This window comes from Pseudomonas sp. BAV 4579 (assembly GCF_009765395.1).
GTDB classification, from domain to species: Bacteria; Pseudomonadota; Gammaproteobacteria; order Pseudomonadales; family Pseudomonadaceae; genus Chryseomonas; species Chryseomonas aestiva.
In genome coordinates this window covers 1-21278 of record NZ_WHOV01000047.1, presented here as the reverse complement: position 1 = coordinate 21278, position 21278 = coordinate 1, and the positions used below count along the sequence as shown (strand labels likewise).

General features: G+C 66.8%; 21 protein-coding genes. 7 read left to right on the top strand and 14 right to left on the bottom strand.

All coding sequences use genetic code 11. The features are described 5' to 3' along the window. Positions 1 to 23 precede the first annotated feature (23 nt). Positions 24 to 656: a 2OG-Fe(II) oxygenase gene (locus tag GSQ95_RS11485; RefSeq protein ID WP_158893340.1), complete on the bottom strand. Its 633-nt coding sequence runs from the start codon at positions 654 to 656 to the stop codon at positions 24 to 26. A gap of 178 nt (positions 657 to 834) precedes the next feature. Here GSQ95_RS11485 and GSQ95_RS11480 point away from each other — a divergent pair, with 178 nt between their 5' ends. After that, complete coding sequence (locus tag GSQ95_RS11480) at positions 835 to 1572, top strand: DUF2059 domain-containing protein (RefSeq protein WP_158893342.1); 738 nt, start codon at positions 835 to 837, stop codon at positions 1570 to 1572. A gap of 6 nt (positions 1573 to 1578) precedes the next feature. Here the strand turns inward: GSQ95_RS11480 and GSQ95_RS11475 are convergent, their stop codons facing one another. After that, positions 1579 to 2517: an alpha/beta hydrolase gene (locus GSQ95_RS11475; protein WP_158893344.1), complete on the bottom strand. Its 939-nt coding sequence runs from the start codon at positions 2515 to 2517 to the stop codon at positions 1579 to 1581. Positions 2518 to 2699: 182 nt separating this feature from the next. Here GSQ95_RS11475 and GSQ95_RS11470 point away from each other — a divergent pair, with 182 nt between their 5' ends. From GSQ95_RS11470 to GSQ95_RS11455, 4 genes are read left to right on the top strand one after another with little or no spacing between them, the layout of a single operon-like run. Then, positions 2700 to 3170, top strand: a complete 471-nt coding sequence (locus tag GSQ95_RS11470) for a MarR family transcriptional regulator (RefSeq protein ID WP_158893346.1) — start codon at positions 2700 to 2702, stop codon at positions 3168 to 3170. Between the two features lie 3 nt (positions 3171 to 3173). After that, the gene (locus GSQ95_RS11465) at positions 3174 to 4628 is read left to right on the top strand and encodes an efflux transporter outer membrane subunit (RefSeq protein WP_158893348.1); all 1455 of its coding nucleotides are present in this window, start codon (positions 3174 to 3176) and stop codon (positions 4626 to 4628) included. A 16-nt stretch (positions 4629 to 4644) separates the two neighbouring features. Then, positions 4645 to 5856 (top strand): efflux RND transporter periplasmic adaptor subunit, encoded by a 1212-nt coding sequence (locus GSQ95_RS11460; protein WP_158893350.1) that lies wholly within the window; start codon positions 4645 to 4647, stop codon positions 5854 to 5856. Between the two features lie 54 nt (positions 5857 to 5910). Further along, positions 5911 to 7437 carry a DHA2 family efflux MFS transporter permease subunit gene (locus GSQ95_RS11455; RefSeq protein ID WP_158893352.1) on the top strand — a complete coding sequence of 509 codons (1527 nt, stop codon included), beginning with the start codon at positions 5911 to 5913 and terminating at the stop codon, positions 7435 to 7437. 8 nt (positions 7438 to 7445) lie between these two features. On the opposite strand, the gene GSQ95_RS11450 is transcribed toward GSQ95_RS11455, so the two are convergent. Genes GSQ95_RS11450 through GSQ95_RS11440 form a run of 3 tightly spaced genes read right to left on the bottom strand, consistent with a single transcriptional unit; the run spans position 7446 to position 9543 of the window. Further along, a complete protein-coding gene (locus GSQ95_RS11450; protein ID WP_158893354.1) occupies positions 7446 to 7820 on the bottom strand; it encodes a cytochrome c family protein in 375 nt (124 codons plus the stop codon). Next, entirely contained in the window at positions 7817 to 8629 is an 813-nt protein-coding gene (mutM, locus tag GSQ95_RS11445; RefSeq protein WP_158893356.1) for a bifunctional DNA-formamidopyrimidine glycosylase/DNA-(apurinic or apyrimidinic site) lyase, read from the bottom strand. Before mutM ends, GSQ95_RS11450 begins: the two co-directional genes overlap by 4 nt. Before the next feature lie 26 nt (positions 8630 to 8655). Further along, positions 8656 to 9543, bottom strand: a complete 888-nt coding sequence (locus GSQ95_RS11440) for an HDOD domain-containing protein (protein WP_158893358.1) — start codon at positions 9541 to 9543, stop codon at positions 8656 to 8658. Positions 9544 to 9700: 157 nt separating this feature from the next. Here GSQ95_RS11440 and GSQ95_RS11435 point away from each other — a divergent pair, with 157 nt between their 5' ends. Continuing rightward, positions 9701 to 10240 (top strand): type 1 glutamine amidotransferase domain-containing protein, encoded by a 540-nt coding sequence (locus GSQ95_RS11435; protein WP_017640748.1) that lies wholly within the window; start codon positions 9701 to 9703, stop codon positions 10238 to 10240. 129 nt (positions 10241 to 10369) lie between these two features. Here GSQ95_RS11435 and GSQ95_RS11430 read toward each other — a convergent pair whose 3' ends face one another. From GSQ95_RS11430 to GSQ95_RS11395, 8 genes are all read right to left on the bottom strand, one after another. Beyond that, on the bottom strand, positions 10370 to 10960 hold the full coding sequence (locus GSQ95_RS11430; protein ID WP_158893360.1) for an LON peptidase substrate-binding domain-containing protein: 591 nt from the start codon (positions 10958 to 10960) through the stop codon (positions 10370 to 10372). A gap of 89 nt (positions 10961 to 11049) precedes the next feature. Beyond that, positions 11050 to 11757, bottom strand: a complete 708-nt coding sequence (locus tag GSQ95_RS11425) for a membrane integrity-associated transporter subunit PqiC (RefSeq protein WP_158893362.1) — start codon at positions 11755 to 11757, stop codon at positions 11050 to 11052. 85 nt (positions 11758 to 11842) lie between these two features. Beyond that, entirely contained in the window at positions 11843 to 14095 is a 2253-nt protein-coding gene (gene parC / locus GSQ95_RS11420) for a DNA topoisomerase IV subunit A (protein WP_158893364.1), read from the bottom strand. Positions 14096 to 14235: 140 nt separating this feature from the next. After that, positions 14236 to 16134 carry a DNA topoisomerase IV subunit B gene (parE, locus tag GSQ95_RS11415; RefSeq protein ID WP_158893366.1) on the bottom strand — a complete coding sequence of 633 codons (1899 nt, stop codon included), beginning with the start codon at positions 16132 to 16134 and terminating at the stop codon, positions 14236 to 14238. Positions 16135 to 16141: 7 nt separating this feature from the next. After that, on the bottom strand, positions 16142 to 16750 hold the full coding sequence (locus GSQ95_RS11410) for a YqiA/YcfP family alpha/beta fold hydrolase (RefSeq protein ID WP_133862585.1): 609 nt from the start codon (positions 16748 to 16750) through the stop codon (positions 16142 to 16144). Between the two features lie 93 nt (positions 16751 to 16843). Beyond that, positions 16844 to 17650, bottom strand: a complete 807-nt coding sequence (gene cpdA / locus GSQ95_RS11405; protein ID WP_158893368.1) for a 3',5'-cyclic-AMP phosphodiesterase — start codon at positions 17648 to 17650, stop codon at positions 16844 to 16846. Between the two features lie 139 nt (positions 17651 to 17789). Beyond that, positions 17790 to 18245, bottom strand: a complete 456-nt coding sequence (locus GSQ95_RS11400) for a DUF1249 domain-containing protein (protein WP_132832828.1) — start codon at positions 18243 to 18245, stop codon at positions 17790 to 17792. Beyond that, positions 18236 to 18856, bottom strand: a complete 621-nt coding sequence (locus tag GSQ95_RS11395) for an NUDIX domain-containing protein (RefSeq protein WP_044342438.1) — start codon at positions 18854 to 18856, stop codon at positions 18236 to 18238. Before GSQ95_RS11395 ends, GSQ95_RS11400 begins: the two co-directional genes overlap by 10 nt. Positions 18857 to 19042: 186 nt before the next feature. Here GSQ95_RS11395 and GSQ95_RS11390 point away from each other — a divergent pair, with 186 nt between their 5' ends. Then, positions 19043 to 19792: an RsiV family protein gene (locus GSQ95_RS11390; RefSeq protein WP_158893370.1), complete on the top strand. Its 750-nt coding sequence runs from the start codon at positions 19043 to 19045 to the stop codon at positions 19790 to 19792. Between the two features lie 204 nt (positions 19793 to 19996). Here the strand turns inward: GSQ95_RS11390 and cytX are convergent, their stop codons facing one another. Beyond that, positions 19997 to 21259: a putative hydroxymethylpyrimidine transporter CytX gene (cytX, locus tag GSQ95_RS11385; RefSeq protein ID WP_158893378.1), complete on the bottom strand. Its 1263-nt coding sequence runs from the start codon at positions 21257 to 21259 to the stop codon at positions 19997 to 19999. Between the last annotated feature and the right edge of the window lie 19 nt (positions 21260 to 21278).

Sequence of the window (21278 nt, the reverse complement as noted above, 5' to 3'; positions counted from 1 at the left end):
CCGGTCAGCCGCCAGTCTACGCCCTAGGCCTGCAGCGGATTGTCGCCACGCCGGCGGAACCAACCGGTCAGCGACAACCGCTCGCGGGTGGCCGGCAGCACCTCGTGGGGCAACTGGCCGGAGAGAAAGCACACCAGGCTGCCGCCCAGGGGCAGGACATCCTGCTGGCGCCGCTCGTCCAGATAGAGCCGCAGCTCGCCGCCCTGCTCCGGCAACCAGGCGTCGTTGAGATAGAGCACCAGGGAGACCATGCGCCGGTCATCGTCGCGGAAGCGATCGAGGTGCCGGGCATAGAAGGCGCCGGGCGGATAAAGGGCGAAGTGGCTCTCGTAGTCTTCCAGCCCGAGGAACAGGGAGCGGTTGAAGGCCTCACGCAGGGTATCCATGAGTTGCAGATAACGCTGCACGCCGGGATGGGCATCGTCCGGCTCCAGCCAGGCGATATGGTCGCCTCGTACCCCTTCGCGGATCAGCGGGCTTTCGCCGCGACCGATGCCAGCGCGCTCCAGCTCACCGCGGGCGTGGCGCAACCGGCACTCGGCGGCCAGCTCGGTGGTGAGGTCCAGGGGCAGGAAGATGCTCTGCCGCGACCAGCCGTGCTCGGCGAGATCGTCGACGATACGTTGCAGCAGGGAATGCTCGGGGTGCAGAGCCATCGCGGAAACCGTCAGAACCGGGCCAGGCCGGCGGGATGCCGAGTGTAAGAGAAGTCGGCCACGGCTGCGCGCCTGCCTTGACCAGGCGACGAATGCCCGGGATGAGCGCCTCGACAGCCAGCCTGGGGTTGCCGACAATGGCGGACTTTCCGGCTCTGCGCCGCTGCCCGAGGTGTCCATGCGCGTTCTGTTCGCTTCCCTGCTTTTCGCCATCAGCCTGCCCGCCCTGGCCGACGATACGGTCAGTCTCTATCAGGCCGCAGGTTGGCCCGAGCAGCGCGGACACTTCCGCGACGCCCTGCAGGCTGCCCAGCAGCGCTACCAGAACAGCCTGCCGCCGGCGCTCTACCAGAGCCTGGTGGACAACAGCAACAAGCGCTACACCGCCGCGGCCATCGATCAGCGCGCCCTGGCCGCCTTGCGCCAGAGCCTGCCGGCCGAAGGCCCCGCCCTGCAGTTCTTCCAGTCGCCGGTGGGACGCAAGGTGGTCGCCGCGGAAATCGCCGCCACGCGCAGCGATCAACTGGCCAAGAACGCCAATGGCGTACCCCAGATGCAGGCCAGTCCGGCCCGGCGTGCCCAGGCCAAGCGCCTGGCCACTGCCCTGCCCGTGCGCGAAGCCGGGGCCGAGGTCAGCGTGGCCCTGGCGGGCCTCGCCGCCGACAGCCTCAGTTCGATGCTGCCGGGCCTGCTGGGCCAGCAGCAATCCGGCGGCATGATCGAGCAGCAGCGCCAGAGATTCATCCAGCAGATGAATGCCGGTGACCTGGAAAACACCCTGCTCTATGTCTATCGCCCCCTGAACGACAGCGAACTCGGCCAGTTCGCCGACTTCGCCAGTTCGCCAAATGGCAGCGCCTACTACCGTGCCGCCGTGGCGGCCCTGCGCGCCGGCCTGGGTGGCGGCGGCCAGTAAGGCGACTCAGGCGAGACGCTCGTCCAGCCAGCGGAAATAGCGCTGGCGCAGGGCTGCGGTCTCGTTGACCAGATGGTGCCGCGCCTCCGGCAGGCGCAGCACCTCGGGCCGCGCGAACTTGGCCTCCAGCACGCCCAGGTTGTGCCGCCAGTCGACGGTGAAATCCTGTTCGCCCTGGATCACCAGCAGGCTCCGGGTACTGGCCGGCGCCCTCTCCAGTTGCGGAATCCAGCGCGCCAGGGCGCCGACCCACTGCGCCGGCAACTCGCGTGGCTGCAGACCGTCCTGCTGCAGGAAGTCGAGAAAGGCCGGATCCCCGGAATTCACCGAGAAGCGTCGCGGCAAGGCGCGCACGAAGGGCTTCACCAGGCGATAGGTCCACAGGCCCTGGCGCCAGGCGTGGGGCCTGACCAGGGGCGCCAGCAGGATCGTCTCGCCCAGTTCGGGGGCGGGCTCACCGCGCAGCAGATAGTCCAGCAGGATGGCGCCGCCGGTGCTCTGGCCGAGCAGGTGCCAGGGCCGCGGCAGGTCCAGGCGCCGGGCCTCGGCGATCAGGGCCGTCAGGGCGGTCTGGTATTCGGCGAAGTCGTTGATGCTGGCGCGGGCCCCACTCGACAGGCCATGCCCGGGCAGATCGCAGGCCAGCACCGCCAACCGCCGTGACAGAGCCCAGTCCACCACGTGGCCATAGAGGCCCATATGGTCGTAATAGCCATGCAGCAGCAGCAGGCTGCCCCGCGGCTCGCGCGGCCACCAGCCCTGCACCGCGAGCTGGTAGCCGCCGGCGGTAAGTGCGCCCAGGGCCACCGTCACCTCCGGCCGCGCAAGGCTGTCTGGCAGGCGGTAGTGGCGGCGATAGGCCTGGTGGTCGAGATCCGCCGGCAGGTCGCGATGCAAGGGCACCAGGGCCTGGCGGAGGCGGTCTAGATCGAAGGGAGGCGTCATGGCTCGGTTCACGGCGAAGTTGCCCCCATGATCGGTGTCCGAACCGCCACAGGACAAGGCTTCGCCAACAGACTTTTCCAATTGTTTCAAAATGCGCAACTCTCCCCTGCGCAAAGGCGTCTGAATATTTCACTGCCTAGGCAGTATTCTGGATCCGCTTCATTGCCTGGGCAGATACTGCAATGTCACATTTCGACTGTAGCAACTTTCCCCTGCGCTATTCCGTAGGTCATCTGATCCACCTGGCGAATCAGTACAAGGATCGCCTGCTGGACAGTCACCTGGTGCCCTACGACATCACTGCTGCCCAGTTCAAGGTGCTGCTGCTGCTCGCCCGCGACCTGACCGACACCCCGGCCGAACTCAGCCGCTGCCTGTCGCTGGACAGCGGCGCCATGACCCGCATGCTCGATCGTCTGGAAGCCAAGGGGCTGCTGCGCCGCGTGCGCAGCCTGAGCGACCGCCGCCAGGTGCGCCTGGAACTGACCGAACAGGGCAAGGCCCTGAGCAGTGAACTCATGCAGATCGGCGTCGACGCCCTCAACGACCTCACCCAGTGCCTGGACCGCCAGGAGCTGGACGACCTCGAACGCCTGCTCCGCCGCCTGCTCAGCCCCTCCGGCCTGTTGCCGGAGACCTCTGGAGACCTCTGACCCATGACCTTTCGCCTGCCATTGACCGCCCTCTGCGCCGCCCTGCTGCTGGCCGGCTGCGTGTCGTCCGAGGGGTTGCATACCCAGGGGCGCGCTGTGGATCCGGCGACGCTCAAGGGCGAAGCCACCTTTGCAAGCGATCGCCTCTCCCCCGCCCAGTGGCCGAGCGCCGACTGGTGGACCCGGCTGGGCGATCCGCAACTCGACAGCCTGATCCGCGAGGCCTTGCGTGACAGCCCCTCGCTGCAGGAAGCCGATGCGCGCAGTCGCCAGGCCGATGCTGCGGTACTCGCCGCCGACGCCGATCGCTATCCGCAGATCGACGCCAGCGGCGGCGTGACCCGCTCGCGCCTGGCACGGCCGGACGACCCCCTCGGCCAGGGTGACCGCTACAGTACCCTGCGTCAGTTCGATGTGAGCGGCAGCTACAGCTTCGACCTCTGGGGTGGCCAGCGCGCCGCCTGGGAAGCCGCCCTGGGTCGTGCCCGCGCCGGCGAGGTGGATCGCCAGGCCGCACGCCTGACCCTGGCGGCCAACGTCAGCCGCGCCTACAACCAGCTCGGCCTGGCCTATGCCAGCCTGGACGTCGCCCAGCAGGACCTGGAACGCACCCGCGGCATGCTCGACCTGGCCCAGCGCCGGGTCGACGCCGGTCTCGACAGCGACTACCAGCTGCAGCAGACCCAGAGTCTGGAAGCCAGCTCCGCCGCGGCCCACACCGCCGCCGAGCAGCAGGTGCGTACGGCGCAGATCCGTCTTGCCGTGCTGCTGGGCAAGGGCCCCGACCGCGGCGCCGATATCCCGCGGCCGAAGCTGATCGCCCCCGCTGCGGTGAATCTGCCGGCCCAGCTGCCCGCCGAACTGGCCGGTCGTCGCCCGGACCTGATCGCCGCCCGCTGGCGGGTGGAGGCCGCGAGCAAGGACATCGTCGCCAGCAAGACCAACTTCTATCCCAACCTCAACCTGACGGTGGCTGCCGGCAGCAAGGCCATCCTGGGCGATGCCCTGTTCGGCGGTCCGGCGCGCTTCTTCAACGTCGGCCCGGCGCTGTCGCTGCCGATCTTCGACGGCGGTCGCCGCCGTTCCGATCTCGCCAGCCGGGACGCCGACTACGACTTGGCCGTGGCCCAGTACAACCAGACCCTGGTGCAGGCGCTGGGCGACATCGCCGACGCCATTACCCGCCAGCGTTCGCTGGATCAGCAGATCGTCGAGCAGCAACGGGCCCGCGACATCGCCAAGAGCTCCTTCGACATCGCCATGCAGCGCTATGGCGCCGGCATCGGCAACTACCTCGACGCCCTGACCGTCGAGCAGCAACTGCTGCAGGCGGAGCGCCAGCTGGCCAGTCTCCGGGCCGATCGCATCGACAGCGGCGTGCTGCTGATGCAGGCCCTGGGTGGCGGCTTCCAACCGTCCAACCTGCCGCCGGCACCCGCCGCCGCGGCCACACACTGATACCGAGAGCCCGACCATGGCCGATTCCGCCGCAACCCCCAACGACAATGCCCAGGAGCAGAAACCGCAGCGCTCCGGCAAACGCAAAGTCCTCCTGCTGCTCCTGCTGCTGGTGGTGATCCTGGCCGGCGTGGGCGTCTACTGCTACCACCTGTTCTATGGCCGCTTCCATGCCAGCACCGACGATGCCTACGTCAACGGCAACCTGGTGCAGATCACGCCTCAGGTCGTCGGCACCGTGACCCGCATCGCCGTGGACGATGGCGACTTCGTCCGCCAGGGCCAGCCGCTGGTGGAGTTCGATCCCAGCGACACCGCCGTGGCCCAGCAGAGCGCCGAAGCCAACCTGGCCAAGACCGTACGCCAGGTGCGCGGCCTGTACAGCAACGTCGACAGCTACAAGGCCCAGGTGGCCGCCCGGCGCGTCGAGGTCGAACGGGTCCGCGCCGACTACGCCCGCCGCCAGCAACTGGCCAAGGGCGGCGCCATCTCCAAGGAAGAACTGGCCCATGCCCGGGACACCCTGGTGGCGGCGCAGAGCTCCCTGACCTCCGCCCAGCAGCAACTGGATACCAACCAGGCGCTGGTGGACGACACCGAGATCGCCTCGCACCCGGACGTCAAGGCCGCCGCCGCCCAGTTGCGCCAGGCCTATCTGAACCATGCCCGCAGCACCCTGGTGGCGCCGGTCAGCGGCTACGTCGCCAAGCGCTCGGTGCAGGTCGGCAGCCGCGTGCAGCCCGGCGCGGCGCTGATGGCCGTGGTGCCCCTGGACCAGATCTGGATCGACGCCAACTTCAAGGAAACCCAGCTCGCCGAGATGCGGATCGGCCAGCCGGTGGAAATCCATTCCGATCTCTATGGCGACGACGTACGCTATCGCGGCGTGGTGGAAAGCCTGGGGGTGGGTACCGGCAGCGCCTTCTCGCTGCTGCCGGCGCAGAACGCCACCGGCAACTGGATCAAGATCGTCCAGCGCCTGCCCGTGCGGATCCGCCTGGAAGGCGACAACCTGGACAAGCACCCGCTGCGCATCGGCCTGTCGACCGTGGTCGACGTCGACCTGCACGACCAGGACGGCGCCCGCCTGCCCACCACCACGCCGCAGCAGCCGCGCTACAGCACCGACGTCTACGACCATCAGCTGGCCGATGCCGACCAGCTGATCCAGCAGATCGTCCACAACAACGGTCCGGCGGCGCGTGCCGCGGGCGTCGCCAAGCGCTGACAGCCAAGGAGGCTCCCTGCGAGCCTCCCCGTCCACCCCTTCTGGTAATCCGTCATGAGCGATAACGCCTTTCGCCCGGCGAGCCTGGTGCTCGCCACGGTGGGCCTGTCCCTGGCCACCTTCATGCAGGTGCTCGACACCACCATCGCCAACGTCGCCCTGACCACCATTTCCGGCAACCTCGGGGTGAGTTCGGAACAAGGCACCTGGGTCATCACCGCCTTTGCCGTGAGCAACGCCATCGCCCTGCCGCTGACCGGCTGGATGGCGCGGCGCTTCGGCGAGGTCAAGCTGTTCATGGCCGCCGTTGTGCTCTTCGTCATCACCTCCTTTCTCTGCGGCATCGCCACCTCCATGCCGGAACTGGTGATCTTCCGCGCCATGCAGGGCTTCGTCGCCGGCCCGCTCTATCCCATGGCCCAGACCCTGCTGCTGGCGATCTTTCCGGCGGCCAAGCGCGGCATGGCGCTGGCACTGTTGGCCATGGTGACGGTGGTGGCGCCCATCATCGGCCCCATCGCCGGCGGCTGGATCACCGACAACTACAGCTGGCCGTGGATCTTCTTCATCAACATCCCCATCGGCATCTTTGCCACCCTGGTGGTCTGGAGCCAGCTGGGCAAGAAGCCGGAAAAGCTGGTGCACCAGCCCATCGACTATGTCGGCCTGATCCTCCTGGTGCTGGGTGTGGGCATGTTGCAGGTGGTGCTGGACAAGGGCAACGACCTGGACTGGTTCGAATCCAACCTGATCTGCCTGGGCGCGGCCTTTTCCGCCGTGGCCCTGACCGCCCTGGTGATCTGGGAGCTGACCGACAAGCATCCCATCGTCAACCTGCGGCTGTTCCGCTATCGCAACTTCAGCTTCGGCACCCTGGCGCTGGTGCTGGGCTATTCGGGCTTCTTCGGCATCAACCTGCTGCTGCCCCAGTGGCTGCAGACCCAGCTCGGCTACACCCCGGTGTGGGCAGGTCTGGCCGCGGCGCCCGTCGGCATCCTGCCGGTGATCCTCTCGCCGCTGGTGGGCAAGTTCGCGCACAAGACCGACCTGCGGCTGCTGGCCGGCGGCTCCTTCCTGGTGATAGGGGCGTCCTGCTTCATGCGCGCCACCTTCAACAACGAGGTGGACTATCGCCACATCGCCGAGGTGCAGACCTTCATGGGCCTGGGCGTGGCGCTGTTCTTCATGCCGACCACCAGCATCCTGCTGTCCAGCCTCAAGCCGTCGGAGCTGGCGGATGGCGGCGGTCTGGCGACCTTCCTGCGGGTGCTGGGGGGCAGCTTCGCCTCGTCCCTGACCACCTGGCTGTGGCAGCGCCGCGCCATCCATCACCATGCCCAGCTGACCGAGGACGTCACCGTCTACAGCCCGGCCACCCAGCATTACCTGGACGCCCTCGGCGGGCCGTCGCAGCAGGCCTATGCGCAGCTGGACAAGGTGGTGGAGAGCCAGGCCTACATGCTCTCCACGGTGGACTACTTCACCCTGCTCGGCTGGATCTTCATGGGCCTGTTCCTGATCATCTGGCTGGCCAAACCGCCCTTCGCGGCCAAGCCGGGGGCCGGTGGCGGCGACCACTAGCCCGGCATTCAGGGAGTGCCGGGCTGGGTCTCCAGGTAGTCGGCGATGTCGCGCAGGTCCTCGGCGTCGCCGATGCCCCAGAATCTCATCTTGGTACCCGGCACCTTCCGCTCGGGATCGCGCAGAAAGGCCGCCAGGGCCTCACGATCCCAGGCGAAGCCGGCCTGGCGCATGGCTTCGGAGTAGTGGTAGCCCGGGAGGCTCCCGGCCTGGCGACCGAAGAGGTCGTTGAGCTGGGGGCCGAAACCGGACTGGGCGCCCGGTCCCACCGAATGGCAGTTGTGGCAACGGCGCAGGAAGAGATTGCGGCCATTGTCGGCATCGGCCCAGGCCAGTTCACCGCTGAGCAATGCCAGCACGGCCAGCCCGGCCAAGCCCTTCATCGCTGGCACTTCCGGCAATAGACGCTGGCGCGCTGGCCGAGGCGGATCTCCTGCAGGCCCGTCCCGCAGACCTTGCAGAATTCGCCCTTGCGCCCGTAGACGAACAGCTCCTGCTTGAAATAGCCCGGCGCCCCGTCACCACCGATGAAGTCGCGCAGGGTGGTGCCACCGCTTTCGATGGAACGCGCCAGGACCTTCTTGATCTCGACGGCCAAGCGCTCGTAGCGCGCCCGGGAAACGCTGCCGGCGGCCCGGCGGGGATCGATGCCGGCGGCGAACAGCGCCTCGGCGGCGTAGATGTTGCCCACCCCCACCACCACGGCGTTGTCCATGATGAAGGGCTTGACCGCCATGCTGCGCCCGCGCGACAGCTCGAACAGCCGACCGCCGTCGAAGGCCTCGGTCAGCGGTTCGGGCCCCAGCTTGCTCAGCAGCACATGGGCATGGGGGTCCTGGGTCCAGAGCAGCGCACCGAAGCGCCGTGGATCGGTGTAGCGCAACGACAGCCCGAATTCCAGCTCGATGTCGACGTGCTCGTGCTTGGCCGGCGGCTGGTCGGCGGGCACCAGGCGCAGACTGCCGGACATGCCCAGGTGACCGATCAGGGTGCCGCTCTCGGCGCGGATCAACAGGTACTTGGCCCGTCGCTCGACGGCCTCGATGCGCTGCCCGGAGAGGCGCACGTCCAGGTCCTCGGGTACCGGCCAGCGCAGCCGGCCATCGCGGACGATGACCCGGCGCACACGCTGACCGACGACATGGGGCTCTATGCCCCGGCGAGTGGTTTCGACTTCAGGTAGTTCGGGCATGAGGATCCAGGAGGATTGCGGACGCCTTAGTAATTGATCCGACCGCTGCCCATTTCAAGGATGGTTTCCTTGAGCGACTCGAAGTCGTATTCGGACAGGCCGACGTGATCCAGCACCCGCGGCGCGATGGCCTGCCATTCGTTGTCCTCGTCCTGGCCACCCAGGGCGCGATAGCAGCGGCAGATGTGCTCGGCCATCTTCAGCAGCGCCAGCAGATTCTTGATCTGGATGTCGGTGGTTGAGTCCTCGTCGAAGACCGACTGGGCGTTGTGGTGATTGGCGATGGCCTGGCCGACGTGTTCCGGCAGGCGCCAGGAGCGGGAGATGAAATAGCCCACCACGGCGTGATTGGTGTTGAAGATGCGGTTCTCCACATCCACCACCCGCACCTGCTCGTTGACGCTGGCATAGGCCTCTTCCAGCACCGCCATGTAATTGGGGAAGCGCTTGAGCATCAGCGGGATGCCACAGTTGTGGAACAGACCCAGGGCATAGGCCTCGTCCGGGGTCGGATAGCCGGTCTTCTTGGCCAGGCTCAAGCAGGTCTCGGCGACGTCCTGGGCGGTGTCCCAGAAGCGATTGAGGATGACGATGGTCTCGTCGGTGAGCTCGCCCTTGATCGACTGGGCGTTGATCAGGTTGATGACCGACTGGCTGCCCAGCAGATTGACCGCCCGCTGGATCGAGGTGATGCGATTGCTGAGACCGAAGTACGGCGAGTTCACCAGCTTGAGCAGGGCGCCCGAGAGCCCCGGGTCCTGGCCGATCAGGCGGGAGATGACCTTGAGATCGGCACTGGGCATGAGTTGTTCGAGTTGCAGATCCACCATGATCTGCGGCTGCGGCGGAATGCTGATGCCTTGCAGGGCCTGACGGATCTGCTCCTCGGACAGCTGAGGGGACGCTTGGGACATGGGGACTACTCTGCGATGGATGTCGCAAATTTACTCCGCGCCGTGCGCCGATGCCATCGGGCGCGACGAAGGAACTTCAGAGGGGTAAAGCGAGACGGATTTAGGAGCGCTGGCAAAAGGCTAGCCCGACCGAATTCCAATCGAGGTATCCGCAACCATGGCTACATCCCTGAACGGCAAGAAAATCGCCATCCTGGTCACCGACGGCTTCGAACAGGCCGAACTCACCGGCCCCAAGCAGGCCCTGGAACAGGCGGGCGCCCAGACCCACATCATCTCCGCCGAGAGCGGTGAGGTACGCGGCTGGGACGGCACCGAGCCGGCCGACAGCTTTCCGGTGGACCTCACCTTCGCCGCAGCGAACGCCGGCGACTATGACGCCGTGCTGCTGCCCGGCGGCGTGGTCAACGCCGACACCATCCGCATCGACGCGCAGGCCCAACAGCTGACCAAGCAGATCGCCGACGCCGGCAAGCCGGTCGCCGTCATCTGCCACGGTGCCTGGTTGCTGATCTCCGCCGGCCTGGTGCAGGGCAAGACCCTGACCAGTTGGCCCTCGCTGACCGACGACCTCAAGAACGCTGGCGCCACCTGGCAGGACCAGGAAGTCATCGTCGACGGTCAGTTGGTGAGCAGCCGCAAGCCAGACGACATTCCGGCCTTCAATCGCGAGTTCATCAAGCTGCTGGCAGGTTGAGTCATCAAGACTGGCACTTTGATCTCATAAGACTGAACTTATGGCAAAGTGCCAGAGTCTTATCGAGTGCCCCCAAAACACTTTTAGCCCGCCCTGCCCGGCGGGCTTTCTTTTGCCCGACGTTTGGCGTCAGGCCTGGAAATCACCCTGCAGATCCACCAGATGGCGCTCGATGTCGGCCAGGCGTTGGCCCTGATCGCTCATGCCCAGCCAATCCAGCTTGAGGTGCGCCTCGAACGGCAGCAGATAGGCCAGCTGGCAGCCCAGGGCTTGGCGATCGCCAACCTCGCCACCCATGTCCAGGCTGGCCACCATGGGATGCTGGGCCAGGGCCGCCAGCAGCGCCAGCAGGTCGGCGTCGCCATCGCGTAGCGGCTGGGGAGCGGGTTCCGGGAGCCACTCCACCTCACCCACCACCAGGTGATCGGGTTGCTCTTCCTGGCTCAGCAGGCGAAAGCGCCGTCCGCCTTCGATGCGAATACCCAGCAGGCCGTTGCTCTGCTGCTGCCAGTCGCGGATCAGCGCCTCGCAGCCGTAGGCGCCCAGACGATTCGGCGCGCCACCGGTCTCGCGGCCTTCGAGGATGGTCACCACGCCAAAGCTGCTGCCTTGCTTGAGGCAGCGACCGAGCATGTCCAGATAGCGGGCTTCGAACAGCTGCAGATCAAGGCGGCAACCGGGAAACAGGGTGGTGTTGAGCGGAAACAGGGGCAGCGTCATGAAACCTCCGGGGGCTTGAGGGTCCGGCTGGATAGCGCATCGAGCGCCGCCGAAGGCTCCCGCGCGGCGACGCGCGGGGCCTGGTCGGGTCAGAAGCGATAGACCTCAGCGCCGGTGCGGATGGGCACCACGGCCGGTAGCGTTGGCCGTGCCTGGGCCTCTTCAACAAGTTTCTTCGGCTCCTTGCGCGCCATCTCGGTCTCGCGTCGGCCGCGCTGGGCGACCTTGGTGAGATCGGTGGCCAGCCGCGCCGACAATTGTTGCAGCAATTCGCCCTGGGCCCGTACCTGGGCCGCGCGATCGCCCGCGTGCCGGGTCTGCAGGTGGATCACCTCGGTGTCCAGCAGCCGGCCCCGGCCGTCGCGCAACTGCCAGCTGGCATCGAGGGTGGCAGGCGCCTGGTCACCGGCATCGAGCCGGGTCACTACCAGCTCCACCCGGTACTGCGGATCGAAGCCTGCGGGTTGCTCCCCCACCACCACCCGACCGCTATTGAGGCGGCCGGTGAGCTGGCGCTGCAGCAACTGACGCACGTTGGCGTCCAGCGGTCCGGCCCAGTGATCGCGGGTGGTCTTGAGACTGCCGTCGGGCTGGCGCTCCAGCAGCACGTCGCGCTGCAGGTAGTCGGCCAGTTGCAGGCTTTCGATCCACACCGCAAGGCCACGCTCACTGCTCGCCGGCGCACGCGCATTGCCGCCATCGAGCTGGTAGTAGTGGCTGGGGCCGAGGCTGGCGCAGCCACCCAGGCCGGCCAGTAGGCCAACCAGCGCCAGCCTGGCAAGACACATCCGTTTCATCGAGGCTCTCTCTCGGCGGGCAGCGAGGCCCGGCGAGTCCTGGTCGAAAAAATCCGGGCTATGCTAACGGCTGACCGCGGGCGGCTCAAGTTTCCACCTGCAGCGAGTCTACCCGCTGGAAGCCCCGAGGCAGCTTGTTGCCCCGCCGGCCGCGCTCGGCACGGTAGTGCTCCAGATCGCTGCCCTTGAGGGTATAGGGCCGCTTGCCGGCCTGCAGCGTAAGGGAAGCGCCGGCCGGCACCACGGCCAGGTCGACCACGTATTCCTCGCGCTTGGCGACCCGCTCGCCGGGAATGGAGATCAGCTTGTTGCCCTTGCCCTTGGCCAGTTGCGGCAGCTCGGTGATGGCGAACACCAGCAGCCGCCCTTCGTTGGTGACCACCGCGAGGGAGGTGTCCTCCAGGGAGGCCACCGGTTTCGGAGACAGTACCCTGGCGCCATTGGGCAGGCTGATCAGGGCCTTGCCGGCCTTGTTCTTGGCCTGCAAGTCCTCACCCTTGACCACGAAACCGTAGCCGGCGTCCGAGGCCAGGACATAGAGGCCACTGTCATCCGGCAGCAGCAGGCATTCGAAGCTGGCCCCCGGCGGCGGCGTCAGGCGTCCGGTCAGGGGCTCGCCCTGGCCACGCGCCGACGGCAGTGAATGGGCGGCGACGGAATAGCTGCGGCCGGTGGAGTCGATGAAGACGGCGAACTGGTTGGAACGACCCAGGGCCGCCGCCTTGAAGCCGTCGCCGGCCTTGTAGGACAGCCCGGTCGGATCGACGTCATGGCCCTTGGCCTGACGCACCCAGCCCTTCTCGGACAGCACCACGGTCACCGGCTCGGTCGGCATGAGCTCGGTTTCGGACAGCGCCTTGGCCTCGGCCCGGGCGACGATGGGCGAGCGGCGGGCGTCGCCATAGGTCTCGGCATCCTTGATCAGTTCGTCACGGACCAGATTGCGCAGCTTCTTGTCGCTGCACAGCAGGGTCTGCAGGCGCTTCTGCTCCTTGAGCAGATCGGCCTGTTCGCCGCGGATCTTCATCTCTTCCAGGCGCGCCAGCTGGCGCAGGCGGGTCTCGAGGATGTAGTCGGCCTGGTCCTCGGAGAGTTCGAAGCGGGCCATCAGCGCCTGCCTGGGATGCTCTTCGGTGCGGATGATGTGGATCACCTCATCCAGGTTAAGGAAGGCGATCAGCAGGCCATCCAGCAGGTGCAGGCGGCGCTCGACCTTGTCCAGACGGAACTGCAGGCGGCGGCGCACCGTGCCGATGCGGTAGATCAGCCACTCCTGGAGGATCTGCCGGAGGTCCTTGACCTGGGGCTTGCCGTCCAGGCCGATGACGTTGAGGTTGACCCGGTAGCTGGATTCGAGATCGGTGGTGGCGAACAGGTGCTGCATCAGCTCGTCGGCATCGATGCGGTTGGAGCGCGGCACGATGACGATGCGGGTCGGATTCTCGTGGTCCGACTCGTCGCGCAGGTCGGCCACCATGGGCAGCTTCTTGGCCTGCATCTGGGCGGCGATCTGCTCCAGCACCTTGGAACCTGAGACCTGGTGCGGCAGCGCGGTGATCACCACGTCGCCATCTTCGCGGCGGTAGACGGCGCGCATGCGCACCGAGCCGCGACCGGTCTCGTAGATTTTGCGCAGATCGGCGTGGGGCGTGATGATCTCGGCTTCGGTGGGGAAGTCCGGGCCCGGCACGTGTTCGAGCAGTTCGGGGATCCCGGCGATGGGATCGTCCAGCAGGCGTATGCAGGCGGCCGCCACCTCGCGCAGATTGTGCGGCGGGATGTCGGTGGCCATGCCCACGGCGATGCCGGTGGTGCCGTTGAGCAGCAGGTTGGGCAGCCGTGCCGGCAACACCGCCGGCTCGTTCAGGGTGCCGTCGAAGTTGGGCACCCAGTCCACGGTACCCTGACCCAGTTCGTTGAGCAGCACCTCGGAATAGCGCGACAGCCGCGCCTCGGTGTAACGCATGGCGGCGAAGGACTTGGGATCGTCCGGCGCACCCCAGTTGCCCTGGCCATCCACCAGCGGATAGCGATAGGAGAACGGCTGGGCCATGAGCACCATGGCTTCGTAACAGGCCGAGTCGCCGTGGGGATGGTATTTGCCGAGCACGTCACCCACGGTACGGGCGGATTTCTTGTGCTTGGCGTCGGCATCCAGGCCCAATTCGCTCATGGCGTAGATGATGCGGCGCTGGACCGGCTTGAGGCCGTCGCCGATGTGCGGCAGGGCGCGGTCCATGATGACGTACATGGAGTAGTTCAGGTACGCCTGCTCGGTGAAGTCGGCCAGCGAACGGCGTTCGACGCCATCCAGGCTCAGGTCGAGGGGTGCACTCATGGGAATCCTTTGGTGTTACGTCGGTAATCGGGGTGTTGTGTCCATCGCGGCCATGGGCCGCTCCTACAGGCGCTCGATACACCTGTAGGAGCGGTCGCTGCGGCGAACCGCCATGGCCGCGATAAGCGCAGCCAACATATTTAGAGCAGCACTTCGGCGCGATCGCCCTTGGACTCCAGCCAGCTCTTGCGATCGCCGGATCTCTTCTTGGCCAGCAGCATGTCCATCATCTCGAGGGTGCCGGGCACGTCCTCCAGGGTCAGCTGCACCAGGCGCCGGGTATTGGGGTCCATGGTGGTCTCGCGCAGCTGCAGCGGATTCATCTCGCCCAGGCCCTTGAAGCGGGTCACCTGGGGCTTGCCACGCTTCTTTTCCGCCGCCAGGCGATCCAGGACACCGTCGCGCTCGGCTTCGTCGAGGGCGTAGTGCACCTCCTTGCCCAGGTCGATGCGGTACAGCGGCGGCATGGCCACATAGACGTGGCCGGCATCCACCAGCGGCCGGAAGTGCTGCACGAACAGCGCGCACAGCAAGGTGGCGATGTGCAGCCCGTCGGAGTCGGCGTCGGCGAGGATGCAGATCTTGCCGTATCTCAGGCCGCTGAGGTCGGCGCTGCCCGGGTCAATACCGATGGCCACGGCGATGTCGTGTACCTCCTGGCTGCCCAGCACCTCGCTGCCATCCACTTCCCAGGTGTTCAGGATCTTGCCGCGCAGCGGCATGATGGCCTGGAATTCCTTGCTGCGCGCCTGCTTGGCGCTGCCGCCCGCAGAGTCGCCCTCCACCAGGAACAGCTCGGATCTCATCGGATCCTGACCGGCGCAATCGGCCAGCTTGCCGGGCAGTGCCGGCCCCTGGGTGATCTTCTTGCGCTCGACCTTCTTGCCCGCCTTGAGGCGGCGGCCGGCATTGTTGATGGCCAGCTCGGCGATCTGCTGACCCAGCTCCGGATGGGCGTTGAGCCAGAGGCTGAAGGCGTCCTTGACCACCCCGGAAACGAAGGCCGCGGCCTCGCGGGAGGACAGGCGCTCCTTGGTCTGGCCGGAGAATTGCGGCTCCTGCATCTTCATCGAGAGGACGAAGGCGATGCGCTCCCAGACGTCTTCCGGGGCCAGCTTGAGGCCGCGCGGCAGCAGGTTGCGGAATTCGCAGAATTCGCGGATGGCGTCCAGCAGGCCCTGGCGCAGGCCGTTCACATGGGTGCCGCCCTGGGCGGTGGGAATCAGGTTGACGTAACTTTCCTGCACCGACTCCCCGCCTTCGGGCAGCCAGAACAGCGCCCAGTCCACCGCTTCCCGGGCCGAGGCCAGGCTGCCGTGGAAGGGCGCCTCGGGCAGCCGCAGGGCGTCGCCCACGGTGTCGATCAGATAGGATCTCAGGCCGTCTTCGTAATGCCATTCGCTGCGCTCGCCACTGGCTTCGTCGAGGAAGCTCACCGCCAGGCCCGGGCAGAGTACCGCCTTGGCCTTGAGCACGTGCTTCAGGCGGCTGACGGAAAACTTGGGCGCATCGAAGTACTTGGGGTCCGGCCAGAAATGCACGCTGGTGCCGGTATTGCGCTTGCCGACGCTGCCGACCACGGCCAGTTCGCTGGCCTTGAAGCCGTCGGCGAAGGCCATGCCGTATTCATTGCCCTCGCGTTTGACGCGCACCTCGACCCGGGTCGACAGGGCGTTCACCACCGAGATGCCCACGCCGTGCAGACCGCCGGAAAACTGGTAGTTCTTGTTGGAGAACTTGCCACCGGCGTGCAGCTTGGTAAGGATCAGCTCGACGCCGGAGACGCCCTCTTCCGGATGAATGTCCACCGGCATGCCGCGACCGTCATCGATGACTTCGAGGGAGTTGTCGGCGTGCAGGATCACCTGCACCTGGCGCGCATGACCGGCCAGGGCCTCGTCCACGCTGTTGTCGATGACTTCCTGGGCCAGGTGATTGGGCCGCGAGGTGTCGGTGTACATGCCAGGGCGCTTGCGCACCGGATCGAGTCCGGAGAGGACTTCGATGGCGTCGGCGTTATAGGCGTTCTGCGTGGCCATGGGGTCTCTATTCGAAGGTGTTGAAATCCAGCTCGCGCCAGAGCGCCGGGTCGAAGCCGGCCAGCTCCAGCAGCAGCGGCAGCTGGCGATGGAAGCCCTGGAAGCCGTGGTCGCCACCCTGTTCGATACGCAGGGTGCAGCCGCCGTAGTAGCGTTCGGCGTCGCGGTAGTCGAGGGTCTCGTCGCCGGTCTGCAGCCAGACGTGGAAGCGCTCGGGATCCGCCGGTGCCGCGACTTCCAGCGCACGCATGGCCTCGACATGGGCCTCGGTAAGGGTCCAGCTCTCGCCGGTATGGTGATTGCGCTGGGGCCCCAGGTAATGCTCCATGAAGCGCCAGGGCCGGACCGCCGGGTTGATCAGCACGGCCTTGAGCCCGTGGCGCTCGGCCAGGACGGTGGCATAGTAGCCGCCCAGGGAGCTGCCGACCAGCAAGGGGGCGTCCAGCTCGGCCAGTTCGCGCTCCAGTAAAGCGAAGGCAGCGTCGGCATCATTGGGCAGCGCCGGCGCGCGCAAGCGGTCCGCCAGGCCGAGACGGGTCATGCAGGCGGTGAGCTGCCGCGCCTTCAGGGACGCGGGTGAGCTGTTGAAACCATGGATATAGAGGATCGACGGCATCGGGCCGCTCCTACTGGATAAATAAACAGGTAAAGAATAACCCGTTTCGACCCTCGCGACCAAGGCAGCCGACCGGCGTCAGCCCGGGCGACCCTAGTAGCCGGCGGCGCTGTGATCCACGGTGAAGGCATGCTGTTGCAGACGCGAGACACCGGTCTCCAGACTGCCGTCGGGCAACAGGCGCAACCAGCGATAGCCCGGGGCCTGATCACCCGCCTTGAAGTCCTGGCTGCCCGGCTCGAATTGCAGACCGGTGGACGGCGAGGCCAGCAGGCGCACGCCATTGCGCAGCTGATCGAACTCCTGGTGGATGTGCCCCCAGAGCACCACCCTGACCTGAGGATGGCGATCCAGCACGGCAAACAGCTCGTCCGCCCGGTGCAGGCCCAGGGGCTCCATCCAGCCACAGCCCACCGGGACCGGGTGATGGTGCAGACAGATCAGCGCCGGACGCTCGGGCGCGGCACTCAGGGCCTCGTCCAGGGCCACCAGCTGCGCCTGCTCCAGCTCACCGAACACGCAGCCGCGCACGGTACTGTCGAGCAGGATGAGCCGCCAGGCGCCCAGGTCGGTGACGGTTTCCAGGAAATCGCGATCGCCACAGGCCTTGGCCATGGGCGCATTCTCGTCATGGTTGCCGGCCAACCAGCGCATGGGCGCAGCCAGGGGTTCGGTCAGCTCGCAAAAGCGTTGATAGGAGGCCACGGAGCCGTCCTGGGAGAGATCACCGCTGGCCAGCAGCAGATCGATATGTGGCTGCTCCCGGACCACCTGGGCCACCACCTGTTGCAGGCTGGCTGCCGTATCGATACCCAACAACCGACCGTTGGCGCGCGCAAACAGATGACTATCGGTCAATTGGACGACGAGGGGAGCGTTGACACTATCCGGCAAACTCACCAAAGCCTCCTAGGCATAAGGGAACAACTAGCGCAGGCAGGGTGCAGAAAAGTTCCCGGGAACTTACGTGCATGCTTCACATTTTCGCAGCTTGCACTGCGCGAGGGAAGCTACGGCTATCAGCGTTGCGCTCCAATGCTCATCGCTGCAGGATAGGTTCAGCTTCGTGGCCACAGGCCAGGCAGTGACTCAGCCACTCACCGAGAAACAGATTGAGCTGACTCTTTTCGTCAGGCTGATACATGGCCTGATTGGGATAGGGATAGCGTCCAAGCAGGTGCCGAGAGGCCCCGGCCGACACCACTTCCGCCATCCGCGCATCGTGATAGACGCGCACTTCCAGTTCGGGCACCGGCAACCAGGGCAGGCCCAGTTCCTGACGCACCCGCAAGACCGTCGTATAGGGACAGGCCTCGGTGACCTCCAGGGCAAGCACGCCCAGTGGGCGCTCGCCTTGCGACAACATGACGCGGCGCGATACCACGGCTTCGCGCATCTTGGGCAGAAGCCGCATCAGCCGCACGTAGTTGGCCTCGCACGTGGCCTGCAGGCCCGGCAGGTCAACTCGATAGCGATCTCGCAGTTTCAGCCCCATAACCCCCGTACCTCGGCGCGATTGAGCGCCAGCCATTGCAGGGCGATGATAGCCGCTGCGTTATTGATTCGACCGTCGCGAACCCCGGCCAGTGCCTCGTCCAGCGACCAGACATGGACGCGAATGTCCTCGCCCTCCTCTTCCAGGCCATGGACGCCACCGGCATCCACGGTGCTGCAGCGACCCAGGTAGAGATAGACCTGTTCGTCGCTGCCGCCAGGCGAGGGGAAGTAGGTGGAGATGGGCCAGAGCGATTGCAAGGTCAGCCCGGCTTCTTCCTCGGCTTCCCGATGAGCGACCGCCTCGACGGCCTCGCCCTGCTTGTCCACCAAGCCCGCCACCGGCTCAAGCAGCCAGGGATGAGCGGTCTTTTCCATGACGCCGACGCGAAACTGCTCGATCAGCACCACTTCGTCACGCACGGCGTCGTAAGGCAGCACGCAGACGGCATCGGGACGCACGAAGACCTCGCGCTCCAGTTCCGGGCCCAGGGCACCGGAGAACTGGCGATGGCGCAGCCGGAAACGGGCCATGCGATAGAAGCCCTGAAAGCAGATCTCGCGGCTCAGGATTTCAACGGCGGGCGCCTGGGATTCGTTGGCTTCGGTCATGGGCGCTCCAGCGCTGAATGAAGGTGATCAGCTCATCCTAGCGTGCCGCCTGCACTCGTGCAGCCCCTGGCGCGCCAAGTCGCGAAAAGGACAACAAGCCGGGAAACCTCCGTCCGCCCCTGGCAAACTTATCGAGCCAGACGGGTTCGAAAGCCGTCGTTCTCTGTTCAAATGACAAGGAATCCCATGCGTATCCGCCCACTCCTCCTGCTCGCCGGCCTGCTGCTCGGTGGTTGCCAAAGCGTCTTCGGCCCCAACCTCGACAAACCCCTCGCGCCTCGCCACCAGGCCTGGGAGCACCGCCCGGCCGGTTGCCAGGGCGAAGACTGCCCGCTGATCAACATCGACTACGTGGAATTCGGCGACCCGGCCCTGGACGCCCTGGTGCAGCGGCACCTGCTGGGCCTGGCCCGCGCCGAGCCGGGTGCGCCCATCCCGGCTTCGCTGGAGAGCTACGAGCGGGATTTCCTCGCCAAGGCGCAGCCACGCTGGAGCAGCTATCTGCAGGCCAAGGTGCGTGAACAGCATGACGGCCTGGTGATCATCGAGTTCTCCAGCTACCTGGCCAATGGCGGTGCCCATGGTCTGGCCGGCCGCGACTTCGTCACCTGGGATCGCCATCTCGACCGGCAGATCACCCTGGGCGACATGCTGGTGCCGGGGCAGGAAGCCGAGTTCTGGCGGCTGGCGCAGCTGTCGCGCGAGGCCTGGATGGTCAGCAACAACGTCGGCGATGCCGACTTCCGCCAGCAGTGGCCCTTTCTCAAGACCAACAACGTGGCCCTGGACTTCGGCGCCCTGACGCTCAAGTACGACATCGGCAGCATCGCCCCCTACGCCATGGGCCATCCGGAGCTGAAGATCCCCTATCCCAAGCTCAATGGCATCCTCAAGGGCGAGTATTTCCCGGGGCGGGGCAAGGCGCGGCAGCCGTAGGACCTGGTCAACCGAAATCATCTGCTGCAAGCGGGCTTGATCGCGGCCATGGGCCGCTCCTACAGCGGACTAGATCTTCTGTAGGAGCGGCCGCATCGCCGCATCCATGGCCGCGATACCCCCACCCCAACCCTCCCCGCACGCGGGAGAGGGGCAGTCAGGCGTAGGTTGGGTTGAGCGCAGCGAAGCCCAACGGGCCGGCCCCTAAACCCGCTTCAATCCCAACAGCGCCTGCGCGGTGCCGGCCACCACGATGGCTGGCAGGGTCGCGCCCCAGGCGGGGAGCAGGGTCGGCAGCAGGTGGTAGACGGCCACGCCCAGGGCCCAGGCGATCAGGGATTCCAGGCGCAGCGCCCGCACCCGCTGCGGAGCCTTGCGGCGGCGCAGCAGGAAGTGATCCACCAGCACCACGCCGAACAGCGGGGCGAACACCGAGCCGATCAGCAGCAGGAAGTGTTCGTACTGGGCCAGGGGTACCAGCAGCGCCAGCAGGGTGCAGAGGATGCCGATGGCCAGGGTCAGCTGCCAGATCTTCACCTGGGCCAGGAAACCCGTCGCCACCGCCGCCGAGTGATAGGCGGCAAAGGCGTTTTCCGATTCGTCCAGCAGGATCAGCAGCAGCGGCAGGCCCAGGCCGGCCACGGCCAGGGCGCGCAGCAGGGCGTCGGCTTCACCGCCGCTGGCGAAAGCCAGGGTATAGGCGAAGCCCAGGCCCATCAGCCAGAGGTTGCCACAGAAGTAGCCCAGCAGGACGCCGCGCCCGGCGCTGCGGCCGGTGCGGGCGAAGCGGGTGTAGTCGGCGATCACCGGCAGCCAGGACAGTGGCATGGCCACCACCAGATCGAAGCCCAGCGCCTGGGTCAGGGAGCCGTCGCCCGGGCGTTGCCAGAGCGCGCTCAGGTCGGCGCGCAGGAAGAGATCCAGGGTCAGCCAGGTGCAGGCCCCCAGCAGCAGCCAGATACCCCAGCGGCTGAGGAAACGGCGCACGAAGGTCAGCGGACCGGCCACCGCCAGGGCCGTCGCCAGGGCGCCGAACACCAGGGTCCAGAGCACCGGCGAGGACCAGGCCTGCTGGCCCCAGCTGCCCAGCAGCACACTGGCCGCCTCGCGCATCACCACCAGTTCGAAGGCGCCCCAGCCGATCAGCTGGGTGATGTTGAGCACCGCCGGCAACAGCGCGCCGCGCTGGCCGAGGCTCTGGCCCAGGGCGCTCATGCCGGCCAGGCCGGTGTCGCTGCCCACCAGGCCGGCAGCCGCCAGCAGCAGCACCCCGACCCCGGTGCCGAGCACCAGCACCAGCAGGCCATCGGCCAGGCCGAGGCCGGGTGCCAGCAGCGCGCCGGCCTGGGCGACCATGAGGCCGATGCCCAGGGAGAACCAGAGGGTGAAGAGATCGCGCCCGCCAAGGACGCGACGGTCCGCCGGAACGGGGACGGTGGGGGTATAGAGGCCGGGGGCCTGGGCCATGATGGGTCTCGTGAGCAAG